Origin of the sequence: Pseudomonas corrugata (genome assembly GCF_050920615.1) — a bacterium.
Taxonomy (GTDB): domain Bacteria; phylum Pseudomonadota; class Gammaproteobacteria; order Pseudomonadales; family Pseudomonadaceae; genus Aquipseudomonas; species Aquipseudomonas corrugata.
Window position 1 is genome coordinate 2,218,561 of record NZ_CP130434.1, and the last position, 12,748, is coordinate 2,231,308.

14 protein-coding genes are annotated in these 12,748 nt (G+C 61.5%); 8 read left to right on the forward strand and 6 right to left on the reverse strand.

Annotated features, from left to right (window positions below):
• Positions 1–18 precede the first annotated feature (18 nt).
• Complete coding sequence (locus tag QZH45_RS10175; RefSeq protein WP_024776674.1) at positions 19–2,523, reverse strand: ABC transporter permease; 2,505 nt, start codon at positions 2,521–2,523, stop codon at positions 19–21.
• Complete coding sequence (locus QZH45_RS10180; protein ID WP_024776675.1) at positions 2,523–3,206, reverse strand: ABC transporter ATP-binding protein; 684 nt, start codon at positions 3,204–3,206, stop codon at positions 2,523–2,525. The genes QZH45_RS10175 and QZH45_RS10180 overlap by 1 nt, the downstream gene beginning before the upstream one ends.
• Positions 3,207–3,216: 10 nt before the next feature.
• Between QZH45_RS10180 and QZH45_RS10185 the strand changes: the two genes are divergently transcribed.
• The 3 genes from QZH45_RS10185 to QZH45_RS10195 all read left to right on the forward strand — a co-directional run bounded on the left by QZH45_RS10185 (position 3,217) and on the right by QZH45_RS10195 (position 5,498).
• Entirely contained in the window at positions 3,217–3,822 is a 606-nt protein-coding gene (locus tag QZH45_RS10185; protein WP_024776676.1) for an arylesterase, read from the forward strand.
• A gap of 56 nt (positions 3,823–3,878) precedes the next feature.
• Complete coding sequence (locus QZH45_RS10190; protein WP_024776677.1) at positions 3,879–4,172, forward strand: hypothetical protein; 294 nt, start codon at positions 3,879–3,881, stop codon at positions 4,170–4,172.
• Positions 4,173–4,526: 354 nt separating this feature from the next.
• Positions 4,527–5,498, forward strand: coding sequence for a L,D-transpeptidase family protein (locus QZH45_RS10195; protein WP_024776678.1), 972 nt, complete (start codon positions 4,527–4,529; stop codon positions 5,496–5,498).
• Between the two features lie 123 nt (positions 5,499–5,621).
• Here QZH45_RS10195 and oprI read toward each other — a convergent pair whose 3' ends face one another.
• Positions 5,622–5,873: an outer membrane lipoprotei OprI gene (oprI, locus tag QZH45_RS10200; protein WP_024776679.1), complete on the reverse strand. Its 252-nt coding sequence runs from the start codon at positions 5,871–5,873 to the stop codon at positions 5,622–5,624.
• 634 nt (positions 5,874–6,507) lie between these two features.
• Between oprI and QZH45_RS10205 the strand changes: the two genes are divergently transcribed.
• Positions 6,508–6,789 carry a GNAT family N-acetyltransferase gene (locus QZH45_RS10205; RefSeq protein WP_024776680.1) on the forward strand — a complete coding sequence of 94 codons (282 nt, stop codon included), beginning with the start codon at positions 6,508–6,510 and terminating at the stop codon, positions 6,787–6,789.
• Between the two features lie 72 nt (positions 6,790–6,861).
• Here the strand turns inward: QZH45_RS10205 and QZH45_RS10210 are convergent, their stop codons facing one another.
• Positions 6,862–7,938, reverse strand: coding sequence for a 3-deoxy-7-phosphoheptulonate synthase (locus tag QZH45_RS10210; protein WP_024776681.1), 1,077 nt, complete (start codon positions 7,936–7,938; stop codon positions 6,862–6,864).
• A gap of 266 nt (positions 7,939–8,204) precedes the next feature.
• Here QZH45_RS10210 and QZH45_RS10215 point away from each other — a divergent pair, with 266 nt between their 5' ends.
• The 4 genes from QZH45_RS10215 (at position 8,205) to cysB (ending at position 11,758) form a co-directional block, all read left to right on the forward strand.
• A complete protein-coding gene (locus QZH45_RS10215) occupies positions 8,205–9,158 on the forward strand; it encodes a putative 2-dehydropantoate 2-reductase (RefSeq protein ID WP_055136082.1) in 954 nt (317 codons plus the stop codon).
• A gap of 20 nt (positions 9,159–9,178) precedes the next feature.
• On the forward strand, positions 9,179–10,084 hold the full coding sequence (locus QZH45_RS10220) for a 5'-nucleotidase (RefSeq protein WP_024776683.1): 906 nt from the start codon (positions 9,179–9,181) through the stop codon (positions 10,082–10,084).
• An 87-nt stretch (positions 10,085–10,171) separates the two neighbouring features.
• Positions 10,172–10,672 (forward strand): universal stress protein, encoded by a 501-nt coding sequence (locus tag QZH45_RS10225; protein ID WP_055136081.1) that lies wholly within the window; start codon positions 10,172–10,174, stop codon positions 10,670–10,672.
• A gap of 111 nt (positions 10,673–10,783) precedes the next feature.
• On the forward strand, positions 10,784–11,758 hold the full coding sequence (gene cysB / locus QZH45_RS10230) for an HTH-type transcriptional regulator CysB (protein ID WP_024776685.1): 975 nt from the start codon (positions 10,784–10,786) through the stop codon (positions 11,756–11,758).
• Between the two features lie 55 nt (positions 11,759–11,813).
• Here the strand turns inward: cysB and QZH45_RS10235 are convergent, their stop codons facing one another.
• Positions 11,814–12,296, reverse strand: coding sequence for a GreA/GreB family elongation factor (locus tag QZH45_RS10235; RefSeq protein WP_024776686.1), 483 nt, complete (start codon positions 12,294–12,296; stop codon positions 11,814–11,816).
• Between the two features lie 2 nt (positions 12,297–12,298).
• Positions 12,299–12,685, reverse strand: a complete 387-nt coding sequence (locus tag QZH45_RS10240) for a cytochrome b/b6 domain-containing protein (RefSeq protein ID WP_055136080.1) — start codon at positions 12,683–12,685, stop codon at positions 12,299–12,301.
• Positions 12,686–12,748: the final 63 nt, after the last annotated feature.

The following is a 12,748-nucleotide window of genomic DNA, read 5'->3' on the forward strand; positions in this document are numbered from 1 at the left end:
GGTGTGGACGGAAGTCTATCAACCCTCGCGCAACACTGTCAGCGGGCTGGCGTTGAGTGCCCGTCGGGTACCGAACACCCCCGCAGCGCCGATCAGTAACGCGCCCACCAGCGGCAACATCAGCAACCATGGATGCGGATGCCAGGGCAGGTCGAAGGCAAAGCGGTAGAGCACCAGGCTGACCAGTTCCGAACCCAGGGCCGCCAGCAACCCGCTGACCGCACCCAACAGGCCGAACTCGATGCGTCGAGCCTTGACCAGCAAGGGGCGCTCGGCCCCCAGGGCACGCAATAACGCGCCTTGGCGAATCCGTTCATCAAGGGTGGCCTGCAGGCCGGAGAACAGCACGGCCATCCCTGCCGCCAGCACAAACAGCAGCACGTACTCCACGGCCAGGGTCACCTGGGCCAGAATGCTGCGCAGTTGTTGCAGCAAGGCTTCGACCTGCAGGATTGTGACCGCCGGGAAGGCCCGGGACAGGTCGACAATCTGCTGGTCGTGACCGGCGGCCAGGTAGAAGCTGGTGAGGTAAGTGGCCGGCAGGTCCTTCAAGGTGCCGGGTTGGAAGATCATGAAGAAGTTGGGTTGGAAGTTGTCCCAGTTGATCTCCCGCAGGCTGGTGACCTTCGCTTCGCGGTTGACGCCTCCCACGCTGAACACCAGCCGGTCGCCGAGTTTGATCTGAAGGTTCTCGGCCACTTTGCCTTCTACCGAAACCCCCGGTATATCGTCCGGTGGCTGCTGCGGCCACCAGTTCCCGGCGGTGACAACGTTTCCTTCCGGCAGGTCCGCGGCCCAGGTCAGGCTCAGGTCGCGCTGCAGTGCCCGGTCCCCGGCCGAATCCTTGGTGACGAACTCCCTGGCCGGCTCGCCGTTGATGCTGATGAGGCGCCCTGGTACCACGGGATAGAGCGGGGCCGACTGTGCCGACAACTGCAACAGTTTGTCGGTGAAGGCCTGCTTGTCATTGGGCAGGATGTTCAGGGCGAAGTAATTGGGGGCGTTTTTCGGCAGCTGGTTTTGCCAGGTATCCAGTAATTCACCGCGTAACAGTGCGATCAACGCCATGGACAACAGGATCAGGCCGAATGCCAACGCCTGGCCGGCCGCTGCAAGGGGGTGGCGCAACAACTGGCCAAGCCCCAGCCGCCAGGGCAGGGATGCGCGGGCGAGCATCCGGCGCAGGCTCTGGAGCAGCAGCAACAGCAGGCCGCCGAGCACCAGCGCGGCGACGACACCGCCGCCGAGCAGGGCGAAGGTCAGCACCAGGTCCAGGCTCAGGCGCCACATGATCAGGCCAAGGGCACCCAGCGCGGCACCATAGACTGCCCAGGTGCTGGACGGGATGGGCAGCATGTCCCGGCGCAATACGCGCAACGGCGGCACCCGACCCAATGCGGCCAGGGGCGGCAGGGCGAACCCCGCCAGCGCCACCAGTCCGGTGCCGATACCGGCGATTGCTGGCAGCAGGCCACCGGGCGGTACGGTGGCGGGTAGCAGGTCATGCAGCAAGGCGAACAGTCCCAGTTGGGCGATCCAGCCGAGCAGGGCGCCGCTGAGGCTCGCCAGCAGGCCCAGTACCGTCAGTTGCAGGCTGAACAGCACCATGGTTTCCCGCCGTGACAGGCCCAGGCAGCGCAGCAGTGCGCTGGCATCGAAGCGTCGGCTGGCGAAACGATTGGCGGAGAGCGCGACCGCAACGCCGGACAACAGCACCGCCACCAGGCTGGCCATGTTCAGGTAGCGCTCGGCCTTGCCCAGGGCGCCACCGATCTGCCGGTTGCCGTCGCGGGCATCCTGCAGGCGCTGGTTGGCTTCCAGGCCCGGCTTGATCAGGTCGCGATAGGTTTGCAGGGCGGACGCCGGGCCTCGCCAGAGATCACGATAGCTGACGCGGCTGCCAGGCTGTACCACGCCGGTGGCTTCCAGGTCCTTGAGGTTGATCATGACCCGGGGCGTGAGGCTGTAGAAATTGCCGGCGCGATCCGGCTCGTAAGTCAGCACCCGACTCAGGCGCAAGGTGGTATTGCCGACGTCGATGCTGTCGCCGATCTTCAGGTCCAGTGCTGTCAGCAGCCGGGCTTCGACCCACGCCTCGCCAGGTTTCGGTCGTCCGCCGGATTCCTCCGGGGCGAAGGGCGAAGGTGCGCTTTTCAGCTCGCCGCGCAACGGGTAGAGATCGTCGACAGCCTTGACGCTGGAAAGCTGGATACCGTTGTCGGTGGCGACGACGCTCGAGAACTCCACGACAAGGGCATGCACCAGGCCCAGCTCGGTGCCGCTGCGGATTTGCTCGGGGCGGGCAGGCGAGCTGCCTTCCAGCAGCAGGTCCGCGCCGAGGAATTCGGTGGCGCGCAGCATCATCGCGCCGTTGAGACGGGCGCCGAAGTAGCCGATGGCGGTGCTTGCCGCCACCGCGACCAGCAAGGCGAAGAACAATACGCGCAACTCGCCGGCGCGGGCGTCGCGCAGCAATTGACGGACAGCGAGACTGAACAGGCGCAACAGCGGCAAGCGTGCCATCAAGGCTCCAGGGGCGCGACCATCTGGCCGGCTTCAAGTCGGATCAGGCGCCGGCAACGATGGGCCAGGCGTTCGTCATGGGTGACCAGCACCAGGGTCGTGCCGCTTTCCTTGTTCAGTTCGAACAGAAGATCGCTGATGCGCTCGCCGGTGTGGCTGTCGAGGTTGCCGGTGGGCTCGTCGGCGAAGAGCACGTCGGGCTCGGCAGCAAAGGCACGGGCAATTGCCACGCGCTGCTGTTCGCCACCGGATAGCTGGCGGGGCGAGTGGGTCAGACGCTGGCCCAGGCCGACCCGTTGCAACAGCTCGGTGGCGCGTTCGCGGGCATCCTTGCGACCGTCAAGTTCCAGCGGCAGCATGACGTTTTCCAGCGCGTTCAGGCTGTCGAGCAACTGGAACGACTGGAAGACGAAGCCGACGTGCTCGGCGCGGATCCGCGCCCGCTGATCTTCATCCAGCGCACTGAGGGCCTGCCCGGCAAGGGTCACTTCACCGCTGCTGGGCAGGTCCAGGCCGGCCAGCAGGCCCAGGAGAGTGGATTTGCCGGAACCGGATGCGCCGACAATGGCCAGGCTGTCGCCCTTGTTCAGTTCCAGGCTGAGTTCGTGCAGGATGGTCAGTTCACCTTCCGCGCTGGGAACCACTTTGCTAAGGTCCTTCGCGGTGAGAATGCTTGAGCCCATGGAGAATCCGATGCGTGTGTGGTTTTTGAGTGCCGGCCTGGCCTTGATGTGTATGGTCCAGAACGCAGCGGCGGGTACAGTCCTGATCGTTGGCGATAGTATCAGCGCGGCTTTCGGCCTGGATACCCGGCAAGGCTGGGTGTCGTTGCTCGAGCAACGGCTCAAGGCCGAGGGTTTTGACGACAAAGTGGTCAACGCGTCTATCAGTGGCGATACCAGCGCAGGAGGCCAGGCACGGCTGCCGGCGCTGCTTGCAGCCCATAAGCCGGACCTGGTGATCCTGGAGCTGGGCGGCAACGATGGCTTGCGCGGACAGCCGCCAACACAATTGCAACAAAACCTTGCGGCGATGATCGACAGCTCCCGCGCCAGCGGTGCGAAGGTACTGCTGCTGGGTATGCAACTGCCTCCTAACTACGGTCGGCGTTACACCGATGCCTTCGCCAAGGTCTACAGCACCCTGGCCGATGAGAAAAAAGTGCCTCTGGTGCCGTTTTTCCTCCAGGACGTCGGTGGGGTTCCGGGGATGATGCAGGGCGACGGATTGCACCCGTCCGTCGCGGCCCAGGGCAAGTTGCTGGAAAATGTCTGGCCGACACTGAAACCGCTGCTTTGACGCTTTTCTACAGGCGGTCTTTCGGCTAATGTGGCGCCCCCGATTTGGAGCCCCCGATGCCGCGTCCCGCCTGGTCCCTGTTTGCCTACCAACTGATCGAGCCTGACGAACAGCTGGACCTGTTCGCCTGCCAGGAAGTGCGGGTGCATCTGGTGACCCGGCAACTGGAGCTCGGTGGCTCGGCAGACCGGACGCTCTGCGGCAGCCTGCTGCCGGCCCAGCCGCGCTGGTCTGCCGTTGATCGCCGGATATTCCAGGATCATCGCCTGTGCTCGCTGTGCCGGGCGATCCTCGAGTCCCAGAAGCGCGGTACCTCACCGATCTGGCCGGAGCTGCGATTCGAGTTGTAGTCGCCAGGTTCCAAGGCTGGGCCTCTGTGGGAGCCGGGCTTGCCCGCGAAAGCGGTGGCACAGTCAATATCTGTGTGACAGACACTCCGCCTTCGCGAGCAAGCCCGCTCCCGGCCACCCTGATTGCGGGTTGGTCACAACATCCGAGAACTATGCCAATCCCCTGTGCGAGCCTGCTCGCGATGACGTCGGCACATTCAATGGCAATGCAACCAGACCCACCGCTATCGCGACCAAGCTCGGCTCCCACAGGACGCATATCGGACGCACCATCGCCGCTCTCCCCGTAATACCGGCCTGCGGTGTACAATCGCCGTTTTAATACCTCTATTCGATCTGCGAAGGATGTCCCGGATGTTGCTGCGCTTGCCTGCCGTCGCCCGCTGCCTGTCTCTTGCCGCCCTGTGTATGGCGGGGCCCGTTGCTGCACTGGAGCTGCCTCTGCCACCGCCGGGTGAGGACATCGTCGGCCAGGTGCAGGTGATCAAGGCCAAGTACGAAGACACCTTTGCCGACCTGGGTACCACCTATGACCTGGGTTACACCGAGATGGTCGCTGCCAACCCGGGCGTCGACCCCTGGCTGCCGGGAGCCGGTACGGAAATTGTGCTGCCGACCCGTTTCATCCTGCCGCCAGGTCCGCGCGAAGGCATCGTGATCAACCTTGCCGAGTACCGCCTCTACTACTTCCCCAAGGGCCGGAACGTGGTCTACACCTTCCCGCTGGGGATTGGTCGTGAAGGTTGGGGCTCGCCAGTCGCCCACACGAGCATCATTGCCAAGACGCCGAACCCGAGCTGGACCCCGCCAGCGTCTATCAGGGCCGAACATGCCGCCGACGGCGACCCGTTGCCAAGCGTGGTACCGGCGGGTCCCGATAACCCGTTGGGGCCATTCAAGTTCACACTGGGCACCCCGGGCTACCTGATCCATGGCTCGAACAAGAAATTCGGCATCGGCACGCGTACCAGTCACGGTTGCTTCCGTATGTTCAACAACAACGTCCTGCAGATGGCCAGCATGGTTCCGGTAGGTACGTCGGTGCGGATCATCAACGACCCCTACAAACTGGGCTTGAGCGGTGGCAAGGTTTACCTGGAAGCTCATACACCGGTCGACGACAAGGGCGACCCATCGGTGGTGGACAAGCACACCGCGGTGATCAACGCGATGCTCAAGCGTGAAGACATTACCAGCAACCTGCGCATGGACTGGAACGTGGTGCGTGACGTGGTGGCCGCCGAAGATGGCCTGCCGGTCGAGATCGCTGTTCCGAATACTGCTGCGCCGATGGTGTCGAGCGCACCGATCGACTTGCAACAATAAGGTCCTGTTTCGGCCCGCCGGGGTTTCGCGACGCCGGCGGGTTTTTTATTGCCGTGGGAAACGTCGGGCAATAAAAAAGCCGACCCAAAAATGGGTCGGCTCGATAACAATCCCGAAGGACTATTACTTGCGGCTGGTTTTTTCCAGCATGCGCAGAGCGCGCTCGTTAGCTTCGTCAGCAGTCTGTTGTGCTTTTTGAGCAGCAGCCAGAGCTTCATCAGCTTTACGGTAGGCTTCGTCTGCACGAGCTTGGGCGCGAGCTGCTGCGTCTTCGGTAGCAGTCAGACGTGCTTCGGTTTCTTTCGATGCGCTGCTGCAACCGGTAGCCAGAACTGCGGCCAGGGCCAGAGCAGAGAATTTCAGAACGTTGTTCATCGTTTTCCCCTTCAAGGACTTTCTATTAAGTGACTGTCTCCTCAGAGTGAGGAGTTAGCCGGCGTACATACTACCCATTACTTGTAGTAAGTAAACTGACGTAGCGCAAGAAGCAAAAAAATTGTAGGCGGTGATTCTTTTTCGAGCAATTTTTCTTGCTGTTGTTTGAAAAATATACAGCGCCAGGCCCTTGAATGGAGCACGCCAGTGCACAAAAGTTCCGCTGGCGAGAGGAACTCTTGCGGGGGCGCTAAAGTCGCTGTTTATTGATACGGTTACACTTTTGTTCATTTTTTGCGCAGCGTTCCGCCATCTTTATTGGTAAGGCCTGGTGACTTTAACTACGCGCGCTCGTCTCAAGACTCAACAACTGGCGATGTTCAGCTATTGCGCCTTCGCTGACTTCAGCGCAACGGTGGCGTTCAAGTCGCTAAATCCGACGAGGCTGCCCTCCGATCACAGGTGTGTCTTGAGCATTTGCGTCATTGATGCCTACTATTCACGACGTGCTCGGGTTTGAGTGATTGATTTTTTGCGCTCGGTGACCGGACAGGCACGGGGTGGCGTAGATGTTCCTTCGCCGGAAAAACATCGGTAAGGTAGGGGTCAGCATTCAGACCCGCGAGGAGTAGTGATGAGCGAGGCGTTGTCCATCCACCATGACCAGGCTGGTCATCAGTTCGAGACCACTGTGGACGGTCATCGTGCCTATCTGACCTATATGGACCTGGGCAAACAGACCCTGGATATCTATCGGACGTTCGTGCCCAACGCTCTGCGTGGCAGAGGGATTGCGGCGGCCCTTACCGAAAAGGCGCTGCAATACGCCGAGGACATGGGGTACACGGTGATCCCGTCCTGCTCTTACGTGGAGCGCTACATGGAGCGTCACCAGCGGCACGCGGCGAAGCTCTGACGCAACGGATTCCACAATAAAAAACGCCGGGTTGAAAGCCCGGCGTTTTTTATTGTGCGATGAAATGGCCGATCAGCTGCGCTGACGCTTTGGCAGCACGTCCTTGAGTTTGGCGTGCATGCTGCGCAAGGTGTTCTCGGTCGCACTCCAATCGATGCAGGCGTCGGTGATGGAGACGCCATACTGCAAGTCGGCGAGGTCTTTCGGGATCGCCTGGCAGCCCCAGTTCAGGTGGCTCTCGACCATCAGGCCGATAATCGACTGGTTGCCTTCCAGGATCTGGTTGGCCACGTTCTCCATCACCAGGGGTTGCAGCGCCGGGTCCTTGTTGGAGTTGGCGTGGCTGCAGTCGACCATGATGTTCGGCTTGATCTTCGCCTTGTTCAGCGCCTGTTCACACAGCGCGACGCTGACCGAGTCGTAGTTGGGCTTGCCGTTGCCGCCGCGCAGCACCACGTGACCATAGGCGTTGCCCTTGGTGGTGACGATCGACACACCGCCTTCCTGATTGATGCCGAGGAAGCGGTGTGGGCTGGAAACCGATTGCAGGGCGTTGATGGCGACGGTGAGGCCGCCGTCGGTGCCGTTCTTGAAGCCCACGGCCGAAGACAGGCCGGAGGCCATCTCACGGTGGGTCTGGGATTCGGTGGTGCGCGCGCCGATGGCGGACCAACTGATCAGGTCCTGCAGGTATTGCGGGGAAATCGGGTCGAGGGCTTCGGTTGCGGTGGGCAGGCCCATTTCGGCCAGGTCCAGCAGCAGTTGGCGACCGATGTGCAGGCCATCCTGGATCTTGAACGAGTCGTCCAGATACGGGTCGTTGATCAGGCCTTTCCAGCCGACGGTGGTCCGCGGTTTCTCGAAATACACCCGCATGACCAGATACAGGGTGTCGGAGACTTCCTCCGCCAACACTTTCAGGCGCTCGGCATATTCGTGGGCAGCCTTGATGTCATGGATCGAGCAGGGCCCGATGACCACGAACAGGCGATGGTCGGTGCCGTCCAGAATGTTGCGAATGACTTCCCGCCCCTTGGTCACGGTGCGCAGGGCAGCGTCGCTCAGGGGGATATCGCGCTTGAGCTGGTCAGGCGTGATGAGGGTCTCGTTGGAGGCGACGTTAAGGTCATTGATCGGTAAATCAGCCATCGTGTTACTCGTCAGGTCACGGGTGCCGGCCGCCAGCGATCCCCGCGCGGCGGTGCACAGCGGATTTAAGCGCGTCGGGGAGCCGAACCTTATCGCGTTACGAGGTTGCTCGACAATGGGCAGGGGCTGGTTTAAAGGGGATTTATCCCAGCTTTTGTGGGAGCAAGGCTTGTCCGCGATGAAGGCGCCTCGGTTCCATGGTAAACCGCGTAGACTTCATCGCGGGCAAGCCTTGCTCCCACAGCTTTACCAGAGGAGTCGCAAAGATGCAGGCAGGCGTAAAGCCCCGGATCGGGATTATCGGTACCGGGGCAATCGGCGGGTTCTACGGGGTCATGCTGGCGCGCGCCGGTTTTGATGTGCACTTTTTGTTGCGCAGCGAATTCGCAGCGGTGGCCGAGAACGGCTTGCGTATTGACAGCGCGGTCCACGGGCCCTTGAACCTCGATCCGGTCCAGGTGTATTACAGCGCGGCGGACATGCCGCCCTGCGACTGGCTGCTGGTCGGTGCCAAAACCACCAGCAATGCCGACCTGGCCCCGGCCATCGTCCAGGCGGCGGCTGACGGCGCGAAGGTCCTGCTGCTGCAGAACGGCCTCGATGTCGAAGAGGCGCTTCGTCCCTTGCTGCCTGAATCGCTGCATCTGTTGGGAGGCTTGTGCCTGATCTGCGTGCACCGCGTTGGCCCAGGCGTCATCACCCACCAGGCCCTCGGCTCGGTCAATGTCGGTTATCACAGCGGCCCTTGTTACGACCAGGCTGAACGCATGACGCTTGCCGAAGCGGCGGCAGCGCTGTTCCGTACCGCCGGCGTGGATGCCCAGGCGATGCCCGACCTGCAACAGGCGCGCTGGCAGAAACTGGTGTGGAACGTGCCCTATAACGGTCTTTCGGTGCTGTTGGGGGCCAGTACCACGCCGCTGATGGCCGACCACCACAGCCGCGGGCTGATCCAGACGCTGATGGCTGAGGTGGTGCGCGGTGCCCGGGCCTGCGGACATCACATTGCACCGGACTACGCCGGGTATTTGTTCGCGATGACCGAAAGGATGCCCGATTACTGGCCGAGCATGTATCACGATTATTCCCACAAACGTGTTCTGGAACTGGATGCGATCTACGGCCGACCATTGGCGTCGGCGAAAGCGGTGGGCTGTGAGCTGCCGAAAATCGAAGCCTTGTACCAGGCGTTGGCGTTCATGGACCGGCGCAACCGCTGATCGGGCGAAGGGGGAGCGATATGGCTAGCAACATCGATGACAAGCTGGTATTGGCGATTTCGTCGCGGGCTCTGTTCGATCTGAGCGAAAGTCACAAGGTGTACCTGTCGAGCGGCGTCGAGGCCTATCGGCAGTACCAGATCGAACATGAAGACGAAGTTCTCGAACCCGGCGATGCGTTCGCCCTCGTGCAAAAGTTGCTGAGCCTCAACCAGCATCTGGGGCGTGCCCGGGTCGAGGTGATCCTGGTGTCGCGCAACAGCGCCGACACGGGCTTGCGGGTGTTCAACTCGATTCACCACTATGGCTTGGCGATCTCCCGCGCTGCGTTCGTCGGCGGGCGCAGTCCTTATCCTTACCTCAAGGCATTTGGCTGTGATCTTTTCTTGTCCACCCATGCCGAAGACGTACGCAGTGCCCTGGACGCGGGCTTTGCTGCGGCCACCATCCTGTCGGGCGGTGCAAGCCGCGCCGCCAGTGAGGAACTGCGTATTGCCTTCGATGGCGATGCGGTGCTGTTTTCCGATGAGTCGGAGCGGGTCTATCAGACCGGCGGTCTGGAGGCGTTCCAGGCCAGCGAGCGGCAGTCTGCCCGCGAGCCATTGCGGGGCGGGCCATTCAAGGGCTTCCTGGCGGCGCTCAACGCACTGCAACGGGAGTTCCCGGAAGACGCCTGTCCGATCCGCACGGCACTGGTCACCGCCCGTTCGGCACCGGCCCACGAGCGGGTTATCCGGACCTTGCGCGAGTGGGACATCCGCCTGGACGAGTCGCTGTTTCTCGGTGGCCTGACCAAGTCTGCGTTTCTCGAAGCCTTTGCCGCCGATGTGTTTTTCGACGACCAGACGGGCCATTGCGAACTGGCTCGCGAGGTGGTCGCCACCGGTCATGTGCCCCACGGTATCAGTAACGAAGTGAAGCCCTGACTGTCCGGTTTTTCCGGGCCCGTCGCACTCTTCAAGGCACTGCTAAGCTGAATCCATCTCCGCCATTCTGGCACGCGAGGAGGTCACATGATTCGCTCGATGCTGTACGCCACAGACTTGGGGCTCTACGCCCCTTATGTGATGCAGCATGCCTTGGCGTTGGCACGGACGTTTGAAGCCGAGTTGTATGTAGTGCATGCGGTGGAACCGATGGGGCTGTTCGCCGAATCGGTGTTACAAAGCTATCTCGACGAGCAGGCGCTGAACGAATTTCATCGACAGGGTCTGAATACGGTGATGGCCAATATCGAACAACGGGTTCTCGACAGTTTCCGGGAGGAGTTGGGGGAGGGGCAGCAGGATTTGAAGCTGATCAGGTCGGTCAGGGTGTTTCAGGGCGATCCTTCCCAGGTCATTCTCGAACAGGCGGCGAAACTCTCTGTCGATTTGCTGATCGTGGGCAGTCACTGCCAGGGGGCCAGCGGTGAGACGCCCCTGGGCAGGACCGCCGCCCGGGTTTTGCAGTTGGCTCGGGTGCCGGTCTATATGGTGCCGCTGGTACAGCGTCGGCGCCAAGGGGAAGCTTGAGGCTTAATGATGGCCTTTTTATAAAAAGTTCTAGATTTATTGTTGCGACCATTCATATAGTTATATGTCGCCGCTGGCGCCCGTGGCGTCCAACTGCTTTGAGGGATACATATGAAGCTTCAACAACTGCGCTACATCTGGGAAGTGGCGCACCACGACCTCAACGTTTCCGCTACCGCACAAAGCCTCTACACGTCACAACCTGGCATCAGCAAGCAGATCCGCCTATTGGAAGACGAACTGGGCGTCGAAGTCTTTGCCCGCAGCGGCAAACACCTGACCCGCGTGACGCCGGCCGGTGAGCGCATAATCACCACGGCCGGCGAGATCCTGCGCAAGGTCGAAAGTATCAAACAGATCGCCCAGGAATTCTCCAACGAGAAAAAAGGCACCTTGTCGATCGCCACCACCCACACCCAGGCGCGCTATGCACTGCCTCCGGTGATCAGCAACTTCATCAAGCAATACCCGGACGTGGCGCTGCACATGCACCAGGGCTCGCCGATGCAGATTGCCGAAATGGCTGCTGACGGTACGGTGGATTTTGCCATCGCCACCGAAGCCCTCGAATTGTTCGGCGATCTGGTGATGATGCCCTGCTATCGCTGGAACCGTTGCGTGGCCGTACCACAGGGCCATCCGTTGACCAAGCTGCCGAAGTTGACCCTGGAAGCCTTGGCCGAATACCCCATCGTGACATACGTGTTCGGCTTCACGGGCCGCTCGAAACTCGACGAGGCCTTCAGCCATCGCGGGTTGACGCCGAAAGTGGTGTTCACTGCCGCCGACGCCGACGTGATCAAGACTTATGTGCGCCTCGGCCTGGGTGTGGGCATCGTGGCGAAGATGGCTGTCGATGCCAAGCTCGACAGCGACCTGGTGGTGCTGGATGCCAGCGAATTGTTCGAATCCAGCGTGACCAAGATCGGCTTCCGTCGTGGCACATTCCTGCGGGGTTTCATGTGCGATTTCATCGAGAAGTTCGCGCCGCACCTGACCCGGGACGTCATGGCCAAGGCCATCCAGTGTCACAACAAGCAGGAACTCGAAGAGCTGTTCGAGGGCGTCGAGCTACCTGTGCACTGACACCCGCCAGGGGCCTGTACGTTAATCCGGGTACACGAATTAGCCATACAGGCCACTAGATCGCTTCGGTGATAGCGAACTGTTGCCGGGCGCCCGCTACGACGATCTCCACTTCATCCCCTTCGAACTTGCCCAGCAGGCCTCGGCCCAGCGGTGAGCGAGGGGTGATGACGGTGATCGGCTGCCCCACCAGCGACACTTTCAATCCTGCGGCATCCGGTCCCAGGAACAGCCATTGCTGGCGCCCGTCTTCATCCTCCAGCCCGATCAGGGTTCCCACCTGGATGCCACGCTGCTCGTCATAGGCTCTGAGGGTCAGATTCTGGCAGAGGGCGAGGGCCTGACGGATTTCTTCCACGCGCCTGGCCTGTCCGGCGGCAAGGTAGGACGCTTCGAGGCCCAGGGTGTCGTATTTGTTCTCGGCGATGTTCTCTTCGTGGGTCGCGGTTTCGTAGGCAGTCTGCGCGGCGCGTTCGGCGATATCGAGATCGACCTTGAGCTTGTCGAGGATCAACTGGTGTACGGTCTGTTTGTTCATGATCAGTCGCAGAATTGCAAAACGTTGGCGCGGGTCTTCTCGCTCGGCGCGTTCCGGTCCTGTTCCAGCCAGAACTGGCATTTGGAGTTGGACTGATTGCGCGGGTTGCTGCGGGCCTGGTCGAGGGCCTGTCGTTGTTCGTTGCGCTGAAGGTTCTGCTGGTATTGCTCGAACATGGGACTCGGCGGCTCGGGAGGCGGTTGCACGATCGGAGGTTGCGCCAGTTGATGCACGGCGGCAGCTACCGGGGCGAGTTGTTCACCCAGGACGAATTTCGACAGCAACCAGCCCGTCAGCACGATGGCGAGGAACCCCAGCCACAGGCCCAGGGCGATGCTGACGGTCAGTTGCAAGGCGGTGAGGCGCGGGGCGGGAGGGTGATCGGGCATGGTTGCTTCCTGGCAAGGGCATGGATAGGCGACGATTGTCGCATGAAGATTAATCGCCGTCGG

Bases quoted from the DNA above. Each gene is read 5' to 3' on its own strand.
- QZH45_RS10175 (WP_024776674.1), bottom strand. From the start codon at position 2,523: ATGGCACGCTTGCCGCTGTTGCGCCTGTTCAGTCTCGCTGTCCGTCAA.
- QZH45_RS10180 (WP_024776675.1), bottom strand. From the start codon at position 3,206: ATGGGCTCAAGCATTCTCACCGCGAAGGACCTTAGCAAAGTGGTTCCC.
- QZH45_RS10185 (WP_024776676.1), top strand. From the start codon at position 3,217: ATGCGTGTGTGGTTTTTGAGTGCCGGCCTGGCCTTGATGTGTATGGTC.
- QZH45_RS10190 (WP_024776677.1), top strand. From the start codon at position 3,879: ATGCCGCGTCCCGCCTGGTCCCTGTTTGCCTACCAACTGATCGAGCCT.
- QZH45_RS10195 (WP_024776678.1), top strand. From the start codon at position 4,527: ATGTTGCTGCGCTTGCCTGCCGTCGCCCGCTGCCTGTCTCTTGCCGCC.
- oprI (WP_024776679.1), bottom strand. From the start codon at position 5,873: ATGAACAACGTTCTGAAATTCTCTGCTCTGGCCCTGGCCGCAGTTCTG.
- QZH45_RS10205 (WP_024776680.1), top strand. From the start codon at position 6,508: ATGAGCGAGGCGTTGTCCATCCACCATGACCAGGCTGGTCATCAGTTC.
- QZH45_RS10210 (WP_024776681.1), bottom strand. From the start codon at position 7,938: ATGGCTGATTTACCGATCAATGACCTTAACGTCGCCTCCAACGAGACC.
- QZH45_RS10215 (WP_055136082.1), top strand. From the start codon at position 8,205: ATGCAGGCAGGCGTAAAGCCCCGGATCGGGATTATCGGTACCGGGGCA.
- QZH45_RS10220 (WP_024776683.1), top strand. From the start codon at position 9,179: ATGGCTAGCAACATCGATGACAAGCTGGTATTGGCGATTTCGTCGCGG.
- QZH45_RS10225 (WP_055136081.1), top strand. From the start codon at position 10,172: ATGATTCGCTCGATGCTGTACGCCACAGACTTGGGGCTCTACGCCCCT.
- cysB (WP_024776685.1), top strand. From the start codon at position 10,784: ATGAAGCTTCAACAACTGCGCTACATCTGGGAAGTGGCGCACCACGAC.
- QZH45_RS10235 (WP_024776686.1), bottom strand. From the start codon at position 12,296: ATGAACAAACAGACCGTACACCAGTTGATCCTCGACAAGCTCAAGGTC.
- QZH45_RS10240 (WP_055136080.1), bottom strand. From the start codon at position 12,685: ATGCCCGATCACCCTCCCGCCCCGCGCCTCACCGCCTTGCAACTGACC.